General features: G+C 41.5%; 23 protein-coding genes. 13 read left to right on the forward strand and 10 right to left on the reverse strand.

Annotated features, from left to right (window positions below):
• Positions 1-6 precede the first annotated feature (6 nt).
• The 3 genes from CKK33_RS11720 to CKK33_RS11730 all read right to left on the reverse strand — a co-directional run bounded on the left by CKK33_RS11720 (position 7) and on the right by CKK33_RS11730 (position 2,464).
• Positions 7-942 carry a hypothetical protein gene (locus CKK33_RS11720; protein ID WP_095704286.1) on the reverse strand — a complete coding sequence of 312 codons (936 nt, stop codon included), beginning with the start codon at positions 940-942 and terminating at the stop codon, positions 7-9.
• 164 nt (positions 943-1,106) lie between these two features.
• Entirely contained in the window at positions 1,107-1,667 is a 561-nt protein-coding gene (locus tag CKK33_RS11725) for a hypothetical protein (protein WP_233138198.1), read from the reverse strand.
• A 107-nt stretch (positions 1,668-1,774) separates the two neighbouring features.
• Positions 1,775-2,464: a bifunctional 2-polyprenyl-6-hydroxyphenol methylase/3-demethylubiquinol 3-O-methyltransferase UbiG gene (locus CKK33_RS11730; protein ID WP_095704288.1), complete on the reverse strand. Its 690-nt coding sequence runs from the start codon at positions 2,462-2,464 to the stop codon at positions 1,775-1,777.
• A 90-nt stretch (positions 2,465-2,554) separates the two neighbouring features.
• Here CKK33_RS11730 and CKK33_RS11735 point away from each other — a divergent pair, with 90 nt between their 5' ends.
• The 6 genes from CKK33_RS11735 (at position 2,555) to smc (ending at position 10,615) form a co-directional block, all read left to right on the forward strand.
• Positions 2,555-3,394 (forward strand): MBL fold metallo-hydrolase, encoded by an 840-nt coding sequence (locus tag CKK33_RS11735; protein WP_095705837.1) that lies wholly within the window; start codon positions 2,555-2,557, stop codon positions 3,392-3,394.
• Positions 3,395-3,587: 193 nt separating this feature from the next.
• Positions 3,588-4,448, forward strand: a complete 861-nt coding sequence (locus CKK33_RS11740) for an RNA polymerase sigma factor RpoD/SigA (RefSeq protein ID WP_090466905.1) — start codon at positions 3,588-3,590, stop codon at positions 4,446-4,448.
• Between the two features lie 54 nt (positions 4,449-4,502).
• Positions 4,503-5,210: a deoxyribonuclease V gene (nfi, locus tag CKK33_RS11745; RefSeq protein ID WP_095704289.1), complete on the forward strand. Its 708-nt coding sequence runs from the start codon at positions 4,503-4,505 to the stop codon at positions 5,208-5,210.
• 316 nt (positions 5,211-5,526) lie between these two features.
• On the forward strand, positions 5,527-6,195 hold the full coding sequence (locus CKK33_RS11755; RefSeq protein WP_095704291.1) for an ATP-binding cassette domain-containing protein: 669 nt from the start codon (positions 5,527-5,529) through the stop codon (positions 6,193-6,195).
• Between the two features lie 5 nt (positions 6,196-6,200).
• A complete protein-coding gene (locus CKK33_RS11760; RefSeq protein WP_095704292.1) occupies positions 6,201-6,986 on the forward strand; it encodes a PhzF family phenazine biosynthesis protein in 786 nt (261 codons plus the stop codon).
• 83 nt (positions 6,987-7,069) lie between these two features.
• Complete coding sequence (gene smc, locus CKK33_RS11765; protein ID WP_095704293.1) at positions 7,070-10,615, forward strand: chromosome segregation protein SMC; 3,546 nt, start codon at positions 7,070-7,072, stop codon at positions 10,613-10,615.
• Between the two features lie 160 nt (positions 10,616-10,775).
• Here the strand turns inward: smc and CKK33_RS11770 are convergent, their stop codons facing one another.
• The 4 genes from CKK33_RS11770 to CKK33_RS11785 are packed head-to-tail and all read right to left on the reverse strand — an operon-like array spanning position 10,776 to position 13,966.
• A complete protein-coding gene (locus CKK33_RS11770; protein ID WP_095704294.1) occupies positions 10,776-12,362 on the reverse strand; it encodes a S41 family peptidase in 1,587 nt (528 codons plus the stop codon).
• Between the two features lie 53 nt (positions 12,363-12,415).
• Positions 12,416-13,033, reverse strand: a complete 618-nt coding sequence (locus tag CKK33_RS11775) for an HAD family hydrolase (protein ID WP_095704295.1) — start codon at positions 13,031-13,033, stop codon at positions 12,416-12,418.
• A complete protein-coding gene (locus CKK33_RS11780; RefSeq protein WP_095704296.1) occupies positions 13,017-13,310 on the reverse strand; it encodes a hypothetical protein in 294 nt (97 codons plus the stop codon). The genes CKK33_RS11775 and CKK33_RS11780 overlap by 17 nt, the downstream gene beginning before the upstream one ends.
• Positions 13,310-13,966, reverse strand: coding sequence for an ABC transporter ATP-binding protein (locus CKK33_RS11785; protein ID WP_095704297.1), 657 nt, complete (start codon positions 13,964-13,966; stop codon positions 13,310-13,312). Before CKK33_RS11785 ends, CKK33_RS11780 begins: the two co-directional genes overlap by 1 nt.
• Positions 13,967-14,143: 177 nt before the next feature.
• Between CKK33_RS11785 and sucC the strand changes: the two genes are divergently transcribed.
• The 3 genes from sucC (at position 14,144) to CKK33_RS11800 (ending at position 16,818) form a co-directional block, all read left to right on the forward strand.
• The gene (gene sucC / locus CKK33_RS11790) at positions 14,144-15,337 is read left to right on the forward strand and encodes an ADP-forming succinate--CoA ligase subunit beta (protein ID WP_095704298.1); all 1,194 of its coding nucleotides are present in this window, start codon (positions 14,144-14,146) and stop codon (positions 15,335-15,337) included.
• A gap of 211 nt (positions 15,338-15,548) precedes the next feature.
• Positions 15,549-16,079 (forward strand): YceI family protein, encoded by a 531-nt coding sequence (locus tag CKK33_RS11795; protein WP_095704299.1) that lies wholly within the window; start codon positions 15,549-15,551, stop codon positions 16,077-16,079.
• Positions 16,080-16,197: 118 nt separating this feature from the next.
• On the forward strand, positions 16,198-16,818 hold the full coding sequence (locus tag CKK33_RS11800; RefSeq protein WP_095705838.1) for an L-threonylcarbamoyladenylate synthase: 621 nt from the start codon (positions 16,198-16,200) through the stop codon (positions 16,816-16,818).
• Here the strand turns inward: CKK33_RS11800 and trpA are convergent.
• Complete coding sequence (gene trpA / locus CKK33_RS11805) at positions 16,813-17,589, reverse strand: tryptophan synthase subunit alpha (RefSeq protein WP_095704300.1); 777 nt, start codon at positions 17,587-17,589, stop codon at positions 16,813-16,815. The genes CKK33_RS11800 and trpA overlap by 6 nt on opposite strands.
• 124 nt (positions 17,590-17,713) lie before the next feature.
• Between trpA and CKK33_RS11810 the strand changes: the two genes are divergently transcribed.
• A complete protein-coding gene (locus CKK33_RS11810) occupies positions 17,714-19,210 on the forward strand; it encodes a sodium:solute symporter (protein ID WP_095704301.1) in 1,497 nt (498 codons plus the stop codon).
• A 92-nt stretch (positions 19,211-19,302) separates the two neighbouring features.
• Positions 19,303-20,010 (forward strand): TIGR00730 family Rossman fold protein, encoded by a 708-nt coding sequence (locus tag CKK33_RS11815; protein WP_095704302.1) that lies wholly within the window; start codon positions 19,303-19,305, stop codon positions 20,008-20,010.
• A gap of 70 nt (positions 20,011-20,080) precedes the next feature.
• On the opposite strand, the gene CKK33_RS11820 is transcribed toward CKK33_RS11815, so the two are convergent.
• A complete protein-coding gene (locus tag CKK33_RS11820; RefSeq protein ID WP_095704303.1) occupies positions 20,081-22,039 on the reverse strand; it encodes a redoxin domain-containing protein in 1,959 nt (652 codons plus the stop codon).
• A 108-nt stretch (positions 22,040-22,147) separates the two neighbouring features.
• Here CKK33_RS11820 and CKK33_RS11825 point away from each other — a divergent pair, with 108 nt between their 5' ends.
• Positions 22,148-23,413, forward strand: a complete 1,266-nt coding sequence (locus CKK33_RS11825; protein ID WP_095704304.1) for a TCR/Tet family MFS transporter — start codon at positions 22,148-22,150, stop codon at positions 23,411-23,413.
• 6 nt (positions 23,414-23,419) lie between these two features.
• Positions 23,420-24,682 (forward strand): TCR/Tet family MFS transporter, encoded by a 1,263-nt coding sequence (locus CKK33_RS11830; protein WP_095704305.1) that lies wholly within the window; start codon positions 23,420-23,422, stop codon positions 24,680-24,682.
• On the opposite strand, the gene CKK33_RS11835 is transcribed toward CKK33_RS11830, so the two are convergent.
• Entirely contained in the window at positions 24,679-25,272 is a 594-nt protein-coding gene (locus CKK33_RS11835) for a DUF502 domain-containing protein (RefSeq protein ID WP_095704306.1), read from the reverse strand. The genes CKK33_RS11830 and CKK33_RS11835 overlap by 4 nt on opposite strands.
• Positions 25,273-25,276: the final 4 nt, after the last annotated feature.

Below are 25,276 nucleotides of genomic sequence, written 5' to 3' on the forward strand. Positions count from 1 at the left end.
GGGTCATTATTCTGATTTATCCTTTTTCACTGCAAACACGTAATATACGCCACCAAAAGCCGATAGATTTTGGCCATAATTGCGCCCCTTTAACACATAGTTACCACCAGCTGTAAATTCAAGACCGGGGATTGACTGAAACATATATTTAAATATCGCCCCGGCTGCAGTAGCCTCCATATTGTTACTTGGAAAAGGCATATTGTTTTTGGTGATATCAAAACCACCAATAGTATTCATCCGCGTTAGCGTGGCTTCTGCATTAAATTTTAAACTGCGGTAACCGGTACTGAATAAAAAGTTAGTCATGTTAGGCATCGCCACCTGATTGGTGTAATGCATCCCTGTAGTGTAATATGAGTCGCGGTCTATGGTGATATTGTCACGACGGACATACTGGCCGGCACCTGCAACGAAAAAACGACCAACCTGGTAATTTAAAAGTCCTCTTAAGGCTATGCTTTTACTGCTCATGCCTATTGCCAACGGCAGATAATCGGCCTGGTAGTTACCAACAGGGATATTACCCGATACTATGGCATGTAAACTTAGTAAGCCTGTACCTACTTCTTCTTTAACAGCCATCCACTTAAATGCCAGGCTAATATCCTGGAAGCCCTGCTGCCCTCGTAATGTACCTGCCGATACATTGGTTTTTACATAAGGCACCATAAATAGTAAATTGATACGATTGCTTAAACCGTAGTTACCTCCAAGGGCAAAAACATTACTGCTTACTGTACCCAGGTTAAGGTTTTCGCGTTTAAAAGTACCTTCCCAGTAATGGTCCCAACTATTATGGGTGTATATACCGGCAGCACAAAAGTAATTTTTGGGTATCATCAGCGCATCCGATTCCGTCTGTGCTTTAACCGATTGGCCGGCAAGCAACAAAACCAATGCACCAATACAATACCTTATGTATTGTAAAGTTGTATTCATGAAGTTTTAATTAAATAGGATAAACAGTTTAAACATAAACCATCAGGAAATCTCACAAACCTGACGGCTTATGTTTAAATACTGTAATGTGAACACAAGCACAACTATGTTCTAAGACACTGTTAGCTTGATACATAAATGCAATAAATCTCAAATGATATTAATCAGCCGATGAGGTAATTGGGTGGCTTTCCCGGAGATTCAATGTAAGGATTGGTTAATATAGAAGATATAAGATTTGCTCTTTTTAAACAATGATCGTCGAAGCTCAAAAAACTATAATTAGTTACCGGAATATTGTATTCAGTAACAGGCGAGTTTAATTTTTTAGCAGGCGCTTCTTGTCCTTTTTTACTTAGCGGCGCGTCGCTCACGTTTTTTGCCATAATGGTATTGGCATTAAAAAGCTTGCTTTTTACCTCATTGGCTACACACACCAGATAAATGGTATCGTGAGTCATTTTCATTCCCACGTAATTATAAAAACCATTCTTTAACTGAACCTGTCCCTGTACCCGCTCATAGTCGGGCCAGTCTTTTATGCCGGGAGTATGTACTGGTACTTTTATCTGCACCAATTGGGTAGCGTCTACCTTGTTTTCGTAAATCTGTTTGGTAATTTGCTGCTCGGAGCGGTGCATAAAATAGGCGAAAATAATAGCATAACCACCTGCTGTATACAGATGGAAACTTAGCAGTAGTAATGCCAGTATTTTTTTCACCAAGAGCTAAATTAGGACTATAATTTTAGTAAATATATTTTGCCTTATTGAAAATTCCAAATCTTACTAAAAATAAGTTTATATAATTCAGTTACAGCACATATAATTACTTATAAATAGTTAAGTTTAATTAGGTATTGATCCATATCATCTTCAAATAATACCTGGCAACTCCACCCTTCGCTTACAGCTATGTCCTGCAAAGTATCTTTATCAATATACAACCATTTAAACCAGTCTCCTTTTTTGCCTTTATATTGGTATTGGTACCATAATTCGCCGTAATAGTCGCCGGTTAAAGGCGGATGCCCATTATACAAGTAAGAAATGTCTGACGAGTCAAAAATCAGCTGGCCGCCAGGTTTTAATAATTGACTCGCATGTTGCAGAAAAGCACGCAGCTTTTTAAGCGTACCACAAAGCCCTATGCCGTTCATCATCAGCAATAGTGTATCATATTGCTTCCCGTTGAAATCGAAAATATCACTTACTAATACATCCTCAACGCCTCTTTGCCGCATAATGGTTGCTGCCATAGGCGAGATATCCATAGCTGTAACGCTTAACCCACGTTTTTGCAAAGCCAGGGCGTGGCTGCCTACTCCCGCCCCTATATCCAGCACATTGCCGATGCAATTTGCCAGAGCATGCAATTCAAGTTCCGGCATATCTTCTTCATCACGAAAATAAACATCAACAGGCATCTCCTCTTTGGGGCCATATTTGTTATTGATCCATAATTTATGTTTGCCGTTTTGCTCGTAATGATCAAAAAGTGCCTGGCCAAATATGTCAGTCAAAATAAAAGTGTTTAATAAGTAAAGCGCTACATCCGAAATTCTGGGGAGATGTTGCTGCGCAAAAATAATAATTCACTATACTTGGTTACCATGAAACTACATACTATAGATACTGGCTTTTTTAAATTGGATGGCGGGGCAATGTTTGGCGTTGTACCGAAAGCCATCTGGCAGAAAACCAACCCTGCCGATGATAAGAATCTTTGTACCTGGGCCATGCGCTGTTTGTTAATTGAAGATGGCGAAAGACTAATACTGATAGATACCGGTATAGGCAACAAACAGGATGAGAAATTTTTCAGTCACTATTACCTGCATGGCGATGCTTCTATAGACAGTTCTTTAGCATCCAAAGGTTTTAACCGCGATGATGTAACCGATGTTTTTTTGACCCACCTGCATTTTGACCACGTAGGCGGTGCAGTGGAACGCCTTAACGGTAACCTTGCTCCTACTTTTAAAAACGCCACTTATTGGAGTAACAAACAACATTGGCAATGGGCCGTTAATCCGAATGATCGTGAAAAGGCGTCCTTTCTCAAAGAAAACATTTTACCCATCCAGGAAAGTGGGCAACTCAAATTTATTGAAGCCCAGGACGGCGTGTCATTTACCGAAGATATTAAGATACGTTTTGCTTATGGACATACTGATGCTATGATGTTGCCACAGATAAGCTACAAGGGAAAACAAATTTTATATATGGCAGATCTGCTCCCATCAGTAGGTCATATCCCGTTACCGTATGTAATGGCTTATGATATGTTCCCGATGAAAACGCTTCATGAAAGAAAGTTATATTGGAATGAAGCCGTAGAGAAAGAATACATCTTATTTTTAGAACATGACCCGGTTAATGAATGCTGCACTTTACAACAAACCGAGAAAGGAATTAGAGTAAAAGATATTTTAATGCTAAAAGATTTGTAACTTGGAATTTATAAACCAAATCATAGTCCTGAATTATAAACCACAAAAATTATTCCAATTTCTACCCCTTAAAATACTTTCTTATTTTAGGGTAAATAACTGGTTTTCTTACAGTAAAACTGGTTTTTTAGGAAACAAATACGTACTTTTGCACGTTCAATTCTAAATCAAAGAATCGAGGCTAATAAAATAGATGAGACAACTCAAAATAACTCAATCAATTACCAATCGTGAGTCGCAATCCCTCGACAAATACTTACACGAAATTGGTAAAGTTGACCTGATAACTGCCGAAGAAGAAGTAATCTTAGCACAGAAAATTAGAGAAGGCGACCAGGCCGCATTGGAGCGTTTAACCAAAACGAACCTTCGCTTTGTGGTATCGGTAGCTAAACAATATCAAAACCAGGGCCTTACACTGGGCGACCTTATTAACGAAGGTAACTTAGGTTTGATTAAAGCTGCAAAACGCTTTGACGAAACCAAAGGTTTCAAATTCATTTCATACGCGGTTTGGTGGATCCGCCAATCGATACTACAAGCTATTGCTGAGCAAAGCCGTATCGTACGTTTACCACTGAACCAGGTGGGTTCATTAAGCAAGATCAGCAAAGCCTTCTCCAAATTAGAGCAAGAATACGAGCGTGAACCTTCACCGGAAGAGCTTGCCGACATACTGGAGACTACCGTTGACAAGATATCTGATACGCTAAGCAACAGCGGCCGCCATGTATCTATGGATGCTCCGTTTGTACAGGGTGAAGAAAACACTTTGTTAGATGTACTGGAAAACCAGGAGCCGAACACCGACTCTATCCTGATCAACGAATCTCTTTCAGAAGAGATCAAACGTTCATTATCTACTTTGACTGAGCGCGAGCGCGAGATCATCGTACTGTTCTTCGGTTTAGGTACTAATCATCCGCTATCACTTGAGGAGATCGGCGAGAAGTTTAACCTTACCCGCGAACGTGTTCGCCAGATAAAGGATAAGGCGCTGCAACGCTTACGTCACACTTCGCGAAGCAAAATATTAAAATCATACTTAGGTTAATCCTTATAAAAAGCCTCCCTTAAACAAGCGGAGGCTTTTTTATGTTAAAAAGAAATGGAAGACCCAAGCGGTTACGAACATTTCACCCCTGCGCAGGCGATTGCTCATCAACACGAACTGCGTAAGCAGATCAGTATAAAAGAACTCACCTCTCCTGTCCGCACCATTGCAGGCGCCGATATATCTTTTAATAAAAACTCCGAAGTATTGTATGCCGGTATTGTGGTTTTTACCTATCCCGAATTAAAAGTTATCACTACGGCTACTGCAATAGCCACCACTAAATTCCCTTACATTCCCGGGCTGTTAGCCTTTAGAGAAGTACCCGCACTGCTAAAAGCATGGGATACCCTCATAACAAAACCCAACTTGCTGGTATTAGACGGCCAGGGCATAGCACACGAACGCCACATGGGTATTGCCACACATTTCGGGTTGATAACTAATGTGCCTACCATTGGGAGTGCCAAAAGCCGGCTGGCCGGCAAGTTTGATGAACCTGAAGATAAGCCCTTCGCAGAAAGCTCAATATACCATAATGGCGAACAGGTTGGTGTAGCATTAAGAAGCAAGGTACGCTGTAACCCTATTTATATTTCACCAGGGCATCATATCAATATACAGCAAAGCGTTGAGGTGATAAAAAATTGCATTCGCTGTTATCGCATACCTGAGCCAACCAGGCAGGCGCACTTGTTGGTGAATAAGATACGGATAGAGCACAGCATTAAAACAAACCCGCAATACAATTTATTTGATTGATTTACGTATTGTAAGCAATCAACATGAAACGCCTTGTCACACTCACGCTGCAATTCTATTGTACACTGGTTGTTTATAACATAACATTTACTCTTCTCTGTTTTTTATTAGTTGGCGGCAGCACTGGAAATAATATAATTTCTCTGTACTTTTCAAAGCTTATTGGTTTTGCAGGCGCTGTAAGTTTGCATTATCATTCATCAGCCAAAACGTACTTTTATTACCGTAACGCGGGCTTATCCATTAGGCGGTTATATGGCTATGCTTATTTGATAGATCTCGCTGTATTTACCGTAATCACCTTAATACTTTCTATATGCCGCCACTTGTTTTAAAAGTTGACAGTGTACAGCTGGCATATAACGGGCGCAAGACATTGCAGGATGTATACCTGGAATGTACTCAGGGCCAGGTAATTGGTTTGTTAGGCAGGAACGGCTGTGGTAAATCATCGTTATTAAAAGTGATATTTGGTACGTTGCAGGCATCTTACAAATATGTAAGCATCAATGGCGTTTTCATTCATAAAGGCTACCATAACAACCGTATAGCTTATTTGCCACAGCATAGCTATTTGCCCAATAATATTAAAATAAGCAGACTTGCGCGGATGTTGGTAGATGAGAACGTTTGGAATGATTTTACTGGTCTTGACGTATACAAACTGCATGCTCATAAAACACCGGCACAGCTCTCGGGCGGCGAGTTGCGGCAACTGGAGATGCTAATGATTGTCTACAGCAAGGCTGACTTTATTTTACTGGACGAGCCGTTTACGCATATTTCACCTGTACAAGCAGATGAATTTAAACCCATAATACGCACATGCGCCAAATGTAAAGGAATTATCATCACCGATCATCAGTATAATAATATTTTGGATGTGAGTGATAAGGTGATACTATTAAATAACGGCTGCACAAAACACATCACCAATAACGAAGAATTAGTTACTTACGGCTATCTTAGCGGTATAAACCGTTAAACGCTATGACGATCCCAATATACCAGGCCGATGCATTTACCGACAAGCTTTTTGGTGGCAACCCCGCTGCTGTTTGTCCACTTGAGGGATGGTTACCCGATGAAGTAATGCAGAAGATAGCCATGGAAAACAATCTGGCAGAAACCGCTTTCTTTGTAAAAAACGAGAATGGTTACTTGCTGCGCTGGTTTACTCCTGAGTTGGAGATTGATCTATGCGGACATGCTACACTTGCTGCCGCCCATATTTTATTTACCGAATTAGGCTACGCGGGCGATACCATCAACTTTGATACGGTTAAGGCGGGCACATTGGTGGTTACACGCGATGGTAATAAATATACTATGAATTTCCCTTCACGCCTTCCATTTGCAGCTGATATACCCGAGGGTTTGATGGCGGCTTTAGGCAGCGCTACACCTAAAGAAGTTCTACGCTCCCGCGATTACTTCCTGGTTTATGAAACCGAGGACGAAATTAGGAATATGGTACCCGATCATTCGTTGCTGGCTAAGATAGATACGTTAGGCATAATTGTTACGGCACCAGGTAAAGATGTCGACTTTGTATCACGCTTTTTTGCTCCCGCTGCAGGTGTTCCGGAAGACCCGGTTACGGGTTCGGCGCACTGCAATTTAATTCCGTACTGGGCAAATAAATTAGGTAAAGATAGGCTACATGCCTACCAGGTATCGCCACGGAAAGGCGAATTATGGTGCGAATTTAAAGGTGACCGCGTGGTAATGGCCGGGAATGCAGTCACTTATCTAAGTGGAAGCATAGTGGTTTAAATAAGATAAGCCTTTTTAGTTTCAGCTTTAACCGTAAATAGCTATCTTAAGCTTTTGTTTTTTAGCAGCACTTGTCCTGATTAATGCAACTTACTCAATTAGAAATCAAGGGTTTTAAGAGTTTCGGCGATAAGATCACCATTAATTTTAATGAGGGTGTTACGGCTATTGCAGGCCCTAATGGCTGCGGCAAAAGCAACGTTGTAGATGCTATCCGCTGGGTTCTGGGAGAGCAAAGCACGCGTATGCTACGGTCTGAAAAGATGGACAACGTTATTTTTAACGGTACCAAAACCCGCAAGGCGGCCAACCTGGCCGAGGTGTCGTTAACGTTTGATAATACTAAGAATATTCTTCCTACTGATTTTTCGCAGGTTACACTTACCCGCAGGTTATATCGCAGCGGTGAGAGCGAGTACCGCCTAAACGACGTACAATGTCGTTTAAAGGATATCACCGATCTTTTTATGGATACCGGCGTTGGTGCCGACTCCTACTCTATCATCGAACTACGAATGATAGACGAGATCATCAACAACAAAGAAGGATCGCGACGTAACTTGTTTGAGGAAGCATCGGGTATCTCCAAATACAAGCTCCGCAAAAAGCAAACCTTTAGTAAGTTAAAGGATACAGAAGCCGACCTTGAACGTGTTGAGGACCTGTTATTTGAGATTGAGAAAAACCTGAAGACACTTGAAAACCAGGCAAAAAAAACCGAACGCTATTACCGCTTAAAAGAACAATATAAAACGCTTAGCATCTCGCTGGCCTCATTCCGTATTGCCAATTTTAGTCGCTCGCTGGCGATGATCGAGGAAAAAGAACAGGTTCAAAAAGTTGAAAAAGCCGGTATCGTATCACAGATAGATACACTTGAAGCCGAACTTCAAAAAAGCAAGGTTGAAAGCATCACCAAAGAGAAAAACCTGGCCGCCCAACAAAAAGCCAGTAATGAGTATACGGCTAAGATACGTGCATACGAGAGCGAGAAACGTATTAAGAACGAGCAGCTCAAACATCAGCAGGATAAAGAATCTCGCCTGAAAGATGAGTTAGAACGAGATAATACACAATATAAGCACGTACAATACAATATTAAGCGCCTTAATGAGGAAAAATTGCAGGAGGACGAAAACCTGCAAACCATTACGGCGCGCGTACAGGAGCTTAAAGAAGCTGTAGATGAACTACGGGCGCAACAGGCCGAAGCCAGAAATGAGCTGAATGAACTGAATGCGGTGAACAACCGTTTGCAAAGCCAGGTTTACAAAGCCGAAAAGGACATTGACATCCTGAACATTCAGCAACAGGCGCTTGAGCAGGAAAGCCAGCGTAACATGGAGGACACCACTAATAAAGAAGCGGAGCTCTCCCACTTTAATACCGTTGTTGCTGAACTGCAGAACCGCGTTGAAACCCTGAAAGGCGAGTACGAACTCGCTGTAGATGCAGAGAACAAACTACAGGAGCAAATTGCAGAAGCAGAAGCATCGCTAAAAACAGTAACGGAAAGTATAGCTACCGATAGTCGCTGTTTAGATGCCCGGCAAAACGAATACAACCTTACAAAAAGTTTGGTTGATAATTTGGAAGGTTTCCCCGAGTCTATCCGTTTTTTGAAGAAGACCACAGGTTGGGCTAAAACCATCACACTTTTTAGCGATATACTTTTTTGCAAGGAAGAGTTCAGGGTAGCGATTGAGAATTACCTGGAGCCGTTCATGAACCACTATGTGGTAAATAGTTACGATGAAGCCATTGCCGCCATCAACCTGTTAAGCAATGCTGCGAAGGGCCGCGCACAGTTTTTTATACTCGATAATTACAAGAACGAAGAAAAAGCAACTGATACCAGCCTGATCGACTCTGCCGCTATTCCCGCACTATCAGTTATTGAAGTTGATGAGCGCTACACGCCGCTGTGTACGCATTTGTTAAAACATGTTTACCTGGTGAATGATCAGGGTGAGCAGGATATTAACTCGTTACCATTGCCGGAGGGTGTAGTGCTGATAGGTAAAACCGGCAAATTTAACAAATCGCGCCATACTATGGCCGGCGGTTCGGTTGGTTTGTTTGAAGGCAAGCGTATTGGGAGGGCGAAAAACCTGGATAATCTGCTTAAGGAAATTAAACAGGCTGAAACACGTATACAAAAGTTAAAAAGTGAATCAGAGGAACTAAACAGCAGGCTTGCAGCTTTAAAAGCCTCAGGCAAGGCTAACGAGGTACGCCAAAAACAGTTTGAACTGAATCAACTTAATACAGAATTAGTTACGGTTAAAACGAAGCAGGAACAGTACCAGGCCTTTATAGAGAACAGCCTGAACCGTAAGCAAGCCATCGCCGATAAAATAGCCGGAATCAAAGATGAGATATTTAACCTTGGCCCTACTCTGTTAGACCTTAAAGAACAAAAGCAAACACAAAACGAGCTGATGCTGGCAAAGCAGGCCTTGTTTAATGAGTTGAACGAGATTGTAACCGTTCGTTCCAATGCATACAACCAGGAAAATATCCGCTTTCATCAGCAGCAAAATAAGGTGTCGGGGTTGGCAAAAGATCTTGACTACCGCGAAACACAGTTAGAGCACTTGGATACACGCATAAGGCAAAACAGTGCTGAGCTGGAAAAAGTAAAGGCGGCGATATTAGAGAACCTGCAACAGACCGGCGACAGCGACGAAAACCTGCTGGAAATGTATGAGCAGAAAGAAGCGCTTGAAAAAGGAACCGCGGAAGCTGAACAGGAATACTACGCTTGGCGAAATGCGATCACCGATCGCGAAGCAGAAGTTACAAAACTCCGCCAGCAAAAAGACCGCACCGAGGCTATTGAAAACGAGTTGAAAGACGAACGTAATAACCTCAAGCTTGAACTTAATGCCTTACGCGAACGTTTGTCGGTAGAGTTCAACATTGATATTAATGACCTGTTAGAAGTTGAGGTGAACGAAGCGGACAACGAAGAAGACATCCGCGAGAAGACCGATAAGATGAAACGCCAGTTGGATGACTTTGGTGCAATCAACCCAATGGCGGTTGAGGCTTACAATGAGATGAACGAGCGCCATACCTTCATCCAAACGCAGAAAAAAGACTTGGCAGAAGCTAAAGCGTCACTACTGGCCACCATTCAGGAGATTGATGATACCGCCAAAGAGAAGTTCATGAACGCATTTGTGCTGGTACGTGAAAACTTCATTAAGGTATTCCGCTCATTGTTTAATGAAGAAGACTCCTGCGACCTTACACTTACTAATCCCGACAATCCGCTGGAATCTGACATAGATATCATCGCCCGGCCTAAAGGTAAGCGGCCGTTATCTATCAACCAGTTATCAGGCGGTGAAAAAACGCTTACAGCCACAGCTATACTATTTTCGCTTTACCTGCTTAAGCCCGCGCCATTCTGTATTTTCGATGAGGTAGATGCCCCGCTTGACGATACTAATATTGATAAGTTTAATAACATCATACGCAAGTTCTCGGCCGAATCGCAGTTTATCATCATATCACACAACAAACGTACAATTGCCTGCACCGATGTTGTTTATGGGGTTACCATGGTAGAGCAAGGTATATCAAGAGTGGTACCTGTAGACTTACGCGAATTTGCTGAGTAAGTTAAAACTCGTACGCAATGCCTACACTTGTGCTAGAAAAGGTGCCTCCATCAGGGGATCTCCATCATAAGCTACTGTATTGATCCAGGAAGCGCTTTCTCCCCGGACCGATACTTTACAAATAGCAGGTATATAACTTGCGATTTGAATTTAAAATTGATTATTTCAATTTTTTATGACCAGCCGGATCAGCTACCATGCCATTAAATTTGTTGCCTTCTAATTTCAAACCTACTTCACGAGATTGGTCAACCGAAAAAGTGGCTACTTTATTTAAGCTTTGCACCTGTAGGTTATTGGTAGCAAAAGAACCCAGTTTAACATAGCTAAGCGCGGTAGCAAGCATGCCTTCTGTTGGGTCGCCAAAATCTTTAGTTACATCATCAGATACAGGCTTACCCGCATAATCTGTAGATGCGGATGGATTTGTAGCAGGCCTCATGCCTGTATAATAACCACCTTTACCTGCGGAATTTTTGGTTTCAAATTCCGGCATATATAATTGATATTTATTAATATCCCAGGCGAAGAAACCAACGGGTTTACCATAAGTAGTGGTGCCTATAAGCTTAACATTCAATGAAGTTATAGGCAATAAATTGTTAATTGTTAATTCACTGGCTGATGCTGTAGAACCTGTAACCAGGAAGAACACATTTTTCAGGCCCAGATCAGGTTTACCACTTTTATCAAATTTCTCTGTCCAGGCCGAAGGTGAATAGTCATAATCAAACATGGAATAAATTTGACCATTGTATTTGAATTTTTGGTTTTGCAGAATGGTGGCCTGTTTGTTTACCATAGTTTGGTTAAAATAATAAGTAAACATGGTTTGGCCATTTACGCTTGTTGGTGCAATAAGATTGGATAAGTACTCTGCTGTTGCAACCGATCCACCTCCGTTATACCTTAAATCAACCACCAAGTTTTGTACCCCTTGTGCTGCAAAATCACTGAATACAGCATCGAGCTTGCTTTGCGAGTTGTCTAATGTGGTAAAGCTGTTAAATACAACGTAGCCTACTTTTTGCCCGTTACCCGGGTCAATCACTTTTGAAGCAAGAACCGGGTTAACGGTATAAGTACCGGTGGTTAAGTTTACATCAAAGGTAGTAGCATCAGGGCGTTTAAGCGTCATGGTTATGGTGCTGCTATTGCTGTATGCATTGATCAGGAAACGTACGTTATTGCCACTGCCGTCGCCATCATAACTTAAGTCGCTACCGCTCTTACCGTTTATTTTGATGATCTGGTATCCGCGTTTAATTCCCTGCTGATCTGCAGGTGAACCGGGATAAACATACTTTATCCTGAGATCATTAGTGGTATTCCAAAGAGGCGCAAAACCAAAGTCGCCTTTTACTCCTCCCAGTTCCGCAGACACCGTACCATCATCTACAAAAGAATACTTTGAATACCCGGAAGCCGTGTATTCATATGATTTCCCTGTTTCCGGATTGATGGCATATTGTGTAAGCCTGTCTACTTCATTTGACAGCGCGTCAATATCATTACTACCACTTATGGACCTTGGATTAAATGCAGCGTATGTTGGCAACTGCGTGTTCCAATAATAGGTTTGCTGCGCGTATAAATAAACCGAATCTTTTATCAGATCGAGTGTTGATCCTGTCTTTGAGGGGGCAATGGTACCACCGTCGCTGCCGCCGCCATTGTTAACTTTGTCTTTTTTACAGGCTGTAAATGCTACAACGGTAAAACCAAGTAAGTAAAAAATTTTCCGCATATGATATTCTTTTCAGATGATGTAACGAGTTTGTAATAAGTATATTATCAGTATCAATATAAAATTCCGCTTGCAGGCAAATGGTCAAGTCCACAGGCTTCAGCGCATAAAATATCTGTTTCGCTGCCTGTAATCATGAGCAGGTCGCGCCGTTCCAAGCTATGTTCCTTCATCAGCAGGTGCAATACGTCCGGTTCAGGCTTAGGCCGCGTTTCTTCTGCAAAATAACAAGTGAGATAAGGTTGTAATCCATGCCACTCAACCTGCCTTATTTTATTTAATTGCATCTGCGGCGCGCCGTTAGTTACAATAAATATCTTTTTACGATCGGTAACCGCTTCCTGTATAAATGTAAGCATATTACTGTATAACAACAATTTTAAAGGCAGCCTGGCAGTAAGCAGCATAATTTCCAGTTTACTGCGATATTTTTCGTCTACGTTTAACCGGGCTACCAATTCGTCATACACAGCACCCCCCCCTTTGTTATTATACGTATCAATCATCAGTTCGGTTGTCTTTGCCGCGCTGTTTAATTCCGTATATTCTAAAAGGTTGGCAAACAGGTAGTATATCTGGTAATAATAATCTTTGGCAGGGAACAGCACATTATCCAGCTCAAATATATAAGCCTTTTTACGCGGGTCGGTATCGCTATAGGTTACGGCCATCTATAAGTTCAATATTATATTCTGTAAACAATTGTCCGGATGGCAATAAGGCATCAGCTTCAGCTTCTTCCATCAAGTAAACCTGCTCGGCGCCAATATCCAGGCACAGGGTGAGCATCTCGTGCGCATAGGTATCAACTTTAGGATCTGGCAGCTTCACCACATTCATAAATGCAGGTAATTCATGATAATCGCCCATTTGCACTACATGGCCATCAAATTGCTTTTTAAGTTTATGTGAATCGGCTGATGTAGCGGCTGTAATCAATATCTTCATTAACTGTTCACAATTAAGCCATCTTTCATCACTATCTTACGGTCGGCCATAGCGGCCAGGTCTTCATTGTGTGTAACGATCACAAAGGTTTGGTTAAATTCCTTCCTAAGCCTGATGAATAATTCATGTAGTTCCAAGGCGTTCTTTGAATCGAGATTACCCGAAGGTTCATCGGCAAATATCAATGCAGGGTTATTGATCAGGGCCCTCGCAACCGCCACACGCTGCTGCTCGCCGCCTGATAGCTCTGCCGGCTTATGATCGGTACGGTGCCCGAGTCCCAGCATATCCAATAATTCCTTCGCCCTCTTTTCGGCTACGGCCTTTTGCGTGCCTGCTATAAATGCCGGTATACATACATTTTCAAGCGCGCTGAATTCTACCAGCAAATGATGGAACTGAAAAATGAAACCTATACGCTTGTTACGGAAGATACTGAGATTTTTGTTATTGTATTTACTTACCTCTTCCCCATCTATAAATATCTGGCCGCTATCTGGTGTATCCAGCGTGCCCAGTATATTGAGTAACGAGCTCTTACCTGCGCCTGAGGCACCTACAATAGTTACGATCTCGCCTTGCTGTACTTCAAGGTCTACACCTTTTAGTATATGCAGTTTTCCGTATGATTTATGGATGGATTGTGCTTTAAGCATGGGCGAATTTAGCAATAACAGCGAAGTAAATAAGTGATGTGATGGATAATTTACCAGAACTTAAACAGCCGTACCTAATGTTATTGCAAAATAATTGCCATAAATCACAAATCTCTAATATTGGGGCGCTAATCTCTAAAAACAAAATTGTAGTTTTACCGCAAATACTTCGACAATATGAATATTCATGAATATCAGGGCAAGGCTATTTTAAAAAGCTTTGGCGTAAGAGTACAGGAAGGCATTGTTGCAGACACTCCGGAAGAGGCGGTTGCAGCAGCGCAAAAAATGAAAGAGGATTTTAACTCTGACTGGGTTGTTGTTAAAGCTCAGATACATGCCGGTGGCCGTGGTAAAGGCGGAGGCGTAAAATTAGCTAAAAATCACGATCAGGTTAAGGAATTGGCCGGCCAGATCATTGGCATGCAGCTGGTTACCCCCCAAACAGGTCCCGAAGGTAAGCTGGTTAAAAAGGTTTTAATTGCACAAGATGTTTATTACCCGGGCGAAAGCGATGTAAAAGAATTTTACATGAGCGTTTTGCTTGACCGCGCCAAAGGCCGTAACATTATCATGTACAGCACTGAAGGTGGTATGGACATTGAAGAAGTGGCACACTCTACCCCTGAAAAGATATTTAAAGAAGAAATAGATCCTAAAGTTGGTTTACAACCCTTCCAGGCACGTAAAATTGCCTTTAACCTGGGTGTAAGCGGTGATGCTTTTAAGGATATGGTGAAGTTTATCACTGCTCTTTATAAGGCTTATGATGCAACAGATTCTTCGCAGTTTGAAATTAACCCGGTATTAAAAACATCTGATAATAAAATTTTAGCTGTTGATGCTAAAGTTAACCTGGATGATAATGCACTTTACCGCCATGCGGATTACGCTGCCATGCGCGATACGGACGAGGAAGACCCTACAGAAGTTGAGGCCAGCAAAAGCAACCTAAACTACGTTAAGCTTGATGGTAACGTAGGCTGTATGGTTAACGGTGCCGGTTTGGCCATGGCTACCATGGATATTATTAAACTTGCCGGTGGCGAACCTGCTAACTTCCTTGATGTTGGTGGTACTGCTAATGCGCAAACTGTAAAGGCTGGTTTTAACATTATCCTTTCAGATCCTAACGTTAAAGCCATCCTGATCAACATATTTGGTGGTATAGTACGTTGCGACCGTGTGGCACAAGGTGTTATTGATGCCTATAACGAAATAGGAAATATTCCAGTTCCAATCATTGTTCGCTTACAAGGCACTAACGCTAAAGAAGCTAAAGAACTGATTGATAATTCTGGTTTGCAGGTTTACTCGGCTATCCTGCTTAAGGAGGCTGCTGAACGTGTAAAAGAAGTATTAGCTAAATAGTATTCAAATAATCACATAACAAAAAAGGGGGAGCAACGCTTCCCCTTTTTTGTTATCTCAACATTAAGTTATTAATAAACTCAAACCGCTTCAATATCATAATGTTATAGTTAAAATGGCCTTTGTCGTAAACAGGTCATAAAAACGAGATATAAATACATGTTTAAACATTTATTTATACATTTGTATCACAAAACAAAACTACATTACCATGGCAACAACAAAATGGGTATTAGACCCAATGCACTCAGAGGTTCAGTTTAAAGTTAAACACCTGGTTATATCAACCGTAACAGGTTCATTTAAAACTTTTGAAGGCTCATTAGAAACAGAAAATGACGATTTTACTGATGCGAAAGTGGAATTTTCTTTAAACGTTGATAGCATTGATACCAATCAATCTCAACGCGACGAGCATTTAAAAGGTGCCGACTTTTTTGATGCGGCTTCTCATCCGAAGATCAGTTTTAAATCAACTTCTTTTACTAAAGACGGTGATGATTACCAATTAAAAGGCGACTTGACCATTAAAGGTGTTACCAAACCGGTTACCCTTGATGTAGAACACGGTGGTGTTGCTACCGATTTTTACGGCAACAACAAAGCCGGTTTTGATGTTAGCGGTAAAATAAACCGTAAAGAGTTTGGCCTTACCTGGGATGGCGTTACTGAAGCAGGTTCAATTGTTGTTGGCGAAGATATTAAGTTGATCGCCAGCATCCAGTTTGCTAAACAAGCGTAATTAGGATCAAAGATTGGTTGATTAGAGATTAATTGACCTGTTCATAATAAAAAGCCATTCGTAAAAACGGATGGCTTTCCTTTTTAAAACCTTTGGTGGTTATATTTGCTTTATTAATATGCTTTTAAAAATCTATCCTGAAAACCCAAATGAGCGGGCCATTGAACAAGTAGCAGATGTGCTACGCAAAGGTGGCATTATCATTTATCCTACCGATACTGTTTATGGTTTGGGTTGCGATATTACCAACCAAAAAGCTATCGAAAAAATTGCGCGCATCAGGAATATTAAACCGGAGAAAGCAAACTTCTCATTTATCTGCTATGATCTTAGCCACATTTCGGATTATATAAAGCCGATAGATAATACCACGTTTCGTTTACTAAAGAAAGCCCTGCCCGGCCCATTCACATTTATCTTTAATGCAAGCCATGCTGTACCTAAATTGCTTAGCTCTAATAAGAAAACAGTTGGTATACGCGTGCCTGACAATAATGTTGCCCGGTGCATTGTGAAAGTGTTGGGCAACCCCATCCTATCTACCTCAATTCACGATGATGACGATATCATCGAATACTCTACTGATCCTGAATTGATACACGAGAAATACCAGGACCTTGTAGATATTGTAATAGATGGCGGTTATGGCGAAAACATACCATCAACTATAGTTGACTGCACATCCGGCGACTTTGAGATTATCCGAGAGGGAAAAGGTGTATTGGAAGATTATTTATAAGCTATCCTTTATTGCCTTGATAAATTCAGGAATCTTTTCCATGTAGTTCTCCTCTGCCAAAAGTTTTACAAAAGCACTGCCTACTATAGCACCATTGGCATACTCGCAAGCTTTACTAAAAGATCTGTTATCCGAAATCCCAAAACCAATAATGGCCGGGTTGTTCAAGTGCATATCTTTAATACGCTGATAATAAGCCTCAATGCTATCACTTAGTTGTAAACTACCACCGGTAATTGACGATGACGACAGCAAATAAATAAAGCTGTTGCTAAAACCGTCTATCTTACGGATCCGCTCCTCCGAAGTTTGCGGAGTAACCAGAAATATATTGCTTAGGTTGTTATCTTCGAAATGCTTACGATAGATCATCTCATACTCATACATCGGCAGGTCGGGCACTATCACGCCATCTACGCCAGCAGCTGAGGCATCTTTACAAAAACGTTCTACGCCGTATTGTACAATGGGGTTAATGTAACCCATTAAAAGCACCGGTATGCTAACGCGGTTGCGCAGTTCTTTCAATTGCTGAAATAAAAGGTTCAAAGTCATGCCGTTATCTAAGGCAGTTTGCGAACTATGTTGGATAGTCGGCCCATCAGCAACGGGGTCAGAGTATGGAAAACCGATCTCTAAAAAATCGGCACCGGCTTTTTCAAGCGCTTCGGCAATATCAAGCGTGGTATCTAACCGCGGATAACCGGCTGTGTAATAAATAGAAAGCAGGTTTTTATTTTTCGAAGCAAAAAGCTGGTTAAGTCGGTTCATGTCTGTAGTATCATTAAAGCTAAACAACTGCATGCAAAAGTATCTTTTTTACTATACTGTACACATATTATTTTGCATTGCCAATCTTAAACCCCTACTTTAGGGCGTAACGTAAAACTAAATTATGTCACCCGGAATATTACTGTCATTCATTATCGGCTACTTTTTGGTGCTGATGGTCATTTCATATCTCACTTCTCGTAAATCGTCAGATAATGATACCTTTTTTGTGGCTAACCGTAATTCAAAATGGTACCTGGTTGCTTTTGGTATGATCGGTACCGCCCTAAGCGGTGTAACCTTTATATCGGTACCGGGCAAAGTTGGTGCGCCATCCGGAGATCAGTTTGCTTATTTTCAATTTGTATTGGGTAACGCTGCTGGCTTTATTATTATAGCTACTGTGTTGCTACCCCTGTATTATCGCATGAAGCTGACGTCCATTTACAGTTACATTGAACACGCTTTAGGCACATGGAGCTACAAAACGGCTGCCGCTATATTCTTACTGAGCCGCACAATTGGTTCGTCTTTTAGGCTGTACCTGGTGGTTATTGTATTACAAAAATTCATATTTGATAGCTATGGCGTTCCCTTTGGTGTAACGGTGCTTATCTGTTTAGTACTAATATGGTCATACACGTTTAAAGGCGGGTTAAAAACAATTATTATTACCGATAGCTTGCAGACGCTGTTCCTGGTTTCGTCAGTTTTTCTGTCAATATACTTTATTTGCCGTAGCCTGGACATGAACATCTTTCAGGCAGCGGAGGCCATCAAGAACAGCAGTTATTCAAAGATCTTTTTCCTGGAAGATTTTATGGGTAGCCATTTTCACCTGAGCAAACAGTTCCTCGGTGGTTTGTTCATCACCGTAGGTATGACTGGCCTCGATCAGGACCTAATGCAGAAAAATCTCAGCCTAAGCAATATCAAGGAAGCTCAAAAGAACATGTTCAGCTTTACGGGCGTGTTCGTGGTGATCAATATTTTCTTTTTGAGCGTTGGTGCATTACTGTACATGTATGCGGCTAAAAACGGTATTACCGTTGCCAAGACCGATTATCTGTACCCTACCATTGCTTTAAATTACTTGGGTTTGGTACCCGCCATGGTGTTTATGCTGGGTTTAACAGCAGCTACATTTGCCACTACTGATTCTGCACTTACGGCGCTTACAACATCATTCTGCGTAGACTTTTTAGGCTTCAATAAGCGTAAAGATACCAACAGCAAAAGAATGGTGAACATTCGCCATTATGTGCATATCGCATTTTCAGGATTAATGTTTCTCACCATTATTGCCTTCAATGCGTTAAATAATGACGCGGTGGTAACGGCCATATTTAAAGTAGCATCATATACTTATGGCCCTTTACTTGGTTTATACAGCTTCGGTTTGTTCGTAAGCAAGCGGCAGGTAAATGACAAATTAGTACCATTTATTTGCCTGATTTCTCCGGCGGTTTGCTACTTCCTGAGTACAGATTCAAAAGAACTGTTAGGCGGATATGTATTTGATAACGAACTAATAATTGTGAACGGTTTAATTACATTTGCCGGGTTGTGGATCACTTCTAAACGAAAAGATGAGAAAGCCTTGAGAGTTGAGGTTGCTTAACCCGCTCCCTTTAAAACTTAAATAAATTTTTATTGTAATATGTATCTACTTCCGGCTTCCGATTTACCGGACCTCCGGACTAATTTTGTAACATGACTGGTGAAGAAAAAATAAGACAAGCATTTGAGAACAAGAACTGGCAGGAAATTAAAGTAACCGACTCCTGGCAGATATTTAAAATAATGGCCGAGTTTGTCGACGGCTTTGAGAAACTGGCCAAGATAGGCCCATGCGTATCTATATTTGGTTCAGCACGTACTCAAAACGATAATAAATATTACAAACTGGCTGAAGATACCGCTCGCCTGCTTACCGAACGAGGCTATGGCGTAATAACCGGCGGTGGCCCGGGTATTATGGAAGCAGGTAACAAAGGTGCTTATGAAGCCGGCGGTAAGTCGGTAGGTTTAAACATTGAGTTGCCTTTTGAGCAGTTCCATAATAAATATATCGACAGGGATAAGATATTGGAGTTCGATTACTTTTTTATCCGTAAGGTAATGTTCATGAAATATTCACAGGGTTTTATTATCCTGCCTGGCGGTTTTGGCACCATGGATGAATCCTTTGAAGCTATTACCTTGATACAAACCGGTAAAATAGCTCGCTTCCCCATCATTTTTGTGGGAAAAGATTATTGGAGCGGCCTGTTTAAATGGGTAGAAGAGCGCATGCTGGAAGCTGAACATAACATAAGCCCGGACGACTTGAACCTGTACCGCGTGGTAGATACTGCTGAAGAGGCAGTAGAGCATATTTTCCGTTTCTACGATAAATACGTGCTGAAACCCAATTTTTAAAAAAAAGTCTATAACAAAGAAAGCCGGCCTTACGCAAATAAGGCCGGCTTTCTTTGTTATTTGAAACAACTTACTTGAGCATTGTTACTTTTTGTGTTGATGCTACGGCATCCGGGTCAGAAGCCAGTTCAACCATATTGGTCACTTCATCAAGTACCGCTTCAGACGAACCTGAATAGCCCACATATTTAAACCGGATGTTACCATTTTTATCAATTACAAATTTGGTAGGTATACCATCAACCTTAAATTGAGATACTACTTTTGACTGTCGTCCGTCTTCCCCCTTTTCATCCATTAACACATGGAAAGTATACTTATTGTCGGCAATAAATTTTTGCACGTTTGGCTGGTAATTATCGCCATTCTCCCAGGTATCAATAAACAGGAATTTCACGTTATCATTGTCTTTAAACTTGTTTACAGCCATTTGCATACCGGGGAAAGAGGCCTTACAAGGGCCGCACCAGGTAGCCCAAAAATCAACTACAACAACTTTTCCTTTTAAACTGGCCAGTGATACCTCTTTACCATCAAAGTCTTTTAAAGCAAACGCTGGTGCAGGTGTATTGATCATATCTTTTATGAACTTATCTTTGGCTTTTAGCTCTTTTTGCTTTTCAATACCAGCAAGGTATTCTTTGTAGCCCGCTTCGCTGCCTTTACTTTTTGTATAAGCTATAGCCAATTGGGCCTTAAGGGCATCGGTACTTTTGCCATTTAATATGGTTTTTTCTATTACCTCTTTTGCTTTCGCGTATTGCCCATTAGCATTTAATATAGTAGCATAATGCTCATTTATCTCAGCATCCTGGCCTTTCATGGCATCATAAACGCTTTGTTCATACTTAAGTGCTTCTTTAAATTTGCCCTGTTTATTAAGAATATAGGCATAAGTATCGGCAAACATGTTGTAAGTAGAACGGTTATTCTCCATCAGCTGTGCCGGCGACATATACATACCGCTAAACTTGCCGGCTTTGTATTGCTCATCCAAGATATCTAAGGATTCTTTAGATAATGCTGCAGCTTCATCAAGCTTTTCACCCTTTTCGGCCCAGTTCCAAGCAACACTATTTAAACCTGAAGCTAAGGCCGATTTATTTTTGATCTGCGCGGCCCAATCTTTGTATTTAGCAATATTACCGGCATTTAAGTATGCTCCTGCCAACTGCACCCTAAAATTATCCTGTATCGTATTTTCCTCTGATTTTTCAGGAAATTTAGCAATATACTTTTTGTAAAGCTCTTCCTTTTTAACAAGGTCCTTTTCGTTATGGAACTCTGTCCCTAAAACATTTTTTGCGACCTCGCCATCAGGAAATTTAGCGGCAACAATAGTGCTTAAAGAATCAGCTTGTTTTATCTTACGTGTACGCAAAAACAAATTATACGCAAGTGTAAGATCAGCCTCAGTGGTGCTTTGCGCTAATTGCTGCATCTTGGCGCTGTAAGCTGCTTTGTCGGCCGCGTCCTTAGACATGGCTAACATAGACCAATAATTAGCCTCAAAATCTTTCTTACTTTGCGGGTAATTGGCAAACTCCTGTTTATATAAATTCAAGGCCTCAGGCACATTGGTTTTTATACCCGAGAAATAAGCGCCCATACCACTACCTATCAGGTATGCCTTCATCCCGTTGGCACCCTCCACTGGTTTATTGGCTTTATCATATACCAGGTAAACGTAACCATTATCGTCATTGGTGTCAACGATGCTTGCACTGCTGAGCTTTACAAATAAGGCTTTAGTATTAGCCGGTACAATAAAATCACCTTTAAGCTCATCACCGGCCTTTTTAAGCTCTATATCACTCACCGGGAATTTTTTATTATCTAAAAAATAAACGGATGCTTTAATATCACTCTTACCTTCCAGGGGCGTCCCTGTTGCGTTATAGTTAAGGCTTATTTTTTCTCCTGGTGAGGGAGTATCATCAGACAACCGGAGATGCTTTGCAGACTGTGCAAAGCTGTAATTCATCAACAAAACAGCCGGTATGGTTAAAAGGAGGTTTGGTTTTTTCATGGCAACTATAATTTTAGTCAATTTAATTATTTAGTGTATTAACTTCCAAATATTTATCTTAAAATTAATATGGCTCAAGCGGAAAAAATATTGTTTCTTTAGCTTTTTATGGACGCGCAATTACAACCTAAAAAGAAAAAAGCTGCCCTTAGCTTTATTTTTGTAACCCTACTTATTGATGTTATCGGCTTTGCTATTATCATCCCTGTTTTTCCTAAATTGATAGAGGGGCTTATACATAGTGGAATTAGTGAGGCTACCCGCTATTCGGGCTATTTACTTATGGCCTATTCCGTTATGCAATTCCTGTTTTCGCCATTGGTAGGTAATTTAAGCGATAAATATGGGCGAAGGCCGGTGTTATTGTTTTCTTTATTAGGTTTTGGTGTTGATTATCTTTTCCTGGCATTTGCTAAAACCATTTGGCTATTGTTTGTAGGGCGTGTTATAGCGGGTATCACCGGGGCAAGTTTTACTACCGCTTCGGCTTACATTGCCGACGTAAGCGAGCCTGAGAAAAGAGCACAGAACTTTGGTATGATAGGCGTTGCTTTTGGCCTTGGATTTATTATAGGCCCGGTTATAGGTGGTATACTCGGTAAAATGGACACACATTACCCCTTTTACGCGGCGGCGGCACTTGCCTTGCTCAACGCCGCATATGGTTTCTTTATATTACCCGAATCGCTTGACAAAGAACACCGCCGTGAATTGGACCTGTCACGGGCCAATCCGCTTGGCTCCCTGCTACAGCTGAAAAAATATCCAGCCATATTTGGCCTGGCCGCCTGCCTGTTTGTGGTATACTTTGCAGGGCATGCCGTACAAAGTGTGTGGACTTTTTATACAATGGAAAAGTTTCATTGGGATGAAGATACCGTTGGCTATTCTCTTGGCTTTATTGGCCTGTTGATAGCCGCGGTACAGGGTGGCTTGATACGTGTTGCCATACCAAAATTGGGGCAGGAACGCAGCGTTTGGCTGGGGTTGGTACTTTATGGCATAGGCATGTTGTTGTTTGGCCTTGCCAACAAAAGCTGGATGATGTTTGCCTTTATGATCCCTTATTCATTAGGTGGCATATGCGGCCCTGCCCTGCAAGGTGTTATGAGTAACGAAGTGCCTAAAAATGAACAGGGTGAATTACAGGGCGGCCTTACCAGTTTAATGAGCCTGAGCTCTGTGTTCGGCCCTGGCTTTATGACCTACATTTTTTATTATTTCACTAATAAAAACGCGCCTGTACAACTACCCGGCGCCCCATATTTCATCGCCTCGTTTTTAATGTTTGTAAGCGCGTTGCTTGCCGTACGCAGCTTTAAAAAAACGAAACAATCTGATGATAAATCTTATTATACCGGCAGCATACATTAACCGCACATGACCAAACCCGCCCAACACGGCAAAGCTGCTTTAGGATTCATATTCGTTACTATCTTTATTGATGTACTTGGTTTAGGTATTATTATACCCGTGCTACCTAAATTATTGGAGCAATTAGGACATGTTGACATTAGTACCGCCAGCCAGTACAGCGGTTGGTTAACGTTTACTTACGCTACCATGCAGTTTATTTTTGCGCCGGTGCTGGGTAACCTTAGCGATAAGGTAGGCCGCCGCCCGGTTTTGTTAGTATCATTAGTTGGCTTTGGGATAGACTATGCCTTAATGGCTTTTGCTCCTACTATATTATGGTTATTTGTGGGAAGGTTCATAGCCGGTATAGCCGGCGCCAGTACTACAACGGCAACAGCATATATCGCTGATGTAAGTACAGGAGATAAACGTGCGGCTAATTTCGGATTAATTGGTGCCGCAACAGGTTTAGGTTTTATATTAGGCATAGGACTGGGTGGCTTTTTAAGCGGTGTATGGATAAGATTACCTTTTATTGTAGCCGCGTCCCTGGCTTTATTGAATGCCGCTTACGGATATTTTGTGCTTCCCGAATCTTTATCTTTAAGAAACCGCAGGGCCTTTCAATGGAAACGGGCCAACCCGGTAGGTTCTTTATTACGCCTGCGCAACTATTCACGTGCGGTAAGTACTTTAATTACCGCCTATACCATTGTTTACATAGCTCAAAAAGCAGTAGAAAGCGTGTTACCTTTTTATGTAATAGAAAAATTCCAATGGACCACTTACAGCATTGGTGCGCTGGGCATATTCATTGGCGCGCTCATAGCTGGTATACAAGGAGGATTTGTACGCTGGACCATCCCTAAATTTGGCTTGCAGAAAAACATTATGGCTGGGATAGCCTTTTACGGGATAGGTTTATTAATGATATCCCTAATCAATGTTGGCTGGATGATGTATTTGTGTATGATACCTTATTGCCTGGGGGGTATAGGTGGCACAGCGCTACAGGGCTTCATCTCTGACCGTGTGCCTGCAAATGAACAAGGAGAACTCCAGGGTGCATTAACCAGTTTGGTAAGCATAACCACAGTAATAGGCCCGCTTTTGATGACCTCCGTATTCCACCACTTTACCGAGAAGGGAGCGGCTATATATTTCCCGGGCGCACCCTTTCTTTTAGGCGCCATACTCATGTTTATTAGCGTGGTATTAACTTTAAGAAGTTTTAAAGGTAAGGAAGACGACTCACATCAAATTCCCAAAACTACACCACATATTTAATCCAACCCACTTACACCGCCCGATATAACAAACTTCATCATATCAGCGGCATTTTTATCCAGTGGTTTTACTTTATCAGCAGCAATTATGACGATCTGCCCGGCAAAAGAATATGAATAAGGGAAATAAACCGCTACCTCGCCCGGTAGATTTAGCTTAGCCAGGTCTTTTTGCACCAGAAAACCTATCTTTTTCAGGCCAAACTCATTAACCTCTACAATAACCGGCTCATTAAATTTTTTTTCTTCCCCTACAAATGCCTCGGTAAGGTCCTTAATAGAAGAATACAGAAACTTGAATAAGGGTAACCGGTTAAGCCATCGCGCAAACCACCTTTTTATGGGATCGGTAATCACATTAGTAACCAGCACGCCAGCCACAAGCACTACTACAATAACGGTTACTATACCTAACCCGGGTATGTATAATGGTTTACCATGGCTGTCTACCCAAATCTCGCTACTTAAGTTAAGGGCGCTATCAATACGCGAAACGATCCAGAAAATAAGAAAAAAAGCGGCGCCTAAAGGCACCACTATGAGTAGCCCTTTAATAAAATAATTGAAGAGGGCGCGAAAAATGCGTGTCATTACA

The organism is Mucilaginibacter sp. MD40 (assembly GCF_002288635.1).
Classification (GTDB): domain Bacteria; phylum Bacteroidota; class Bacteroidia; order Sphingobacteriales; family Sphingobacteriaceae; genus Mucilaginibacter.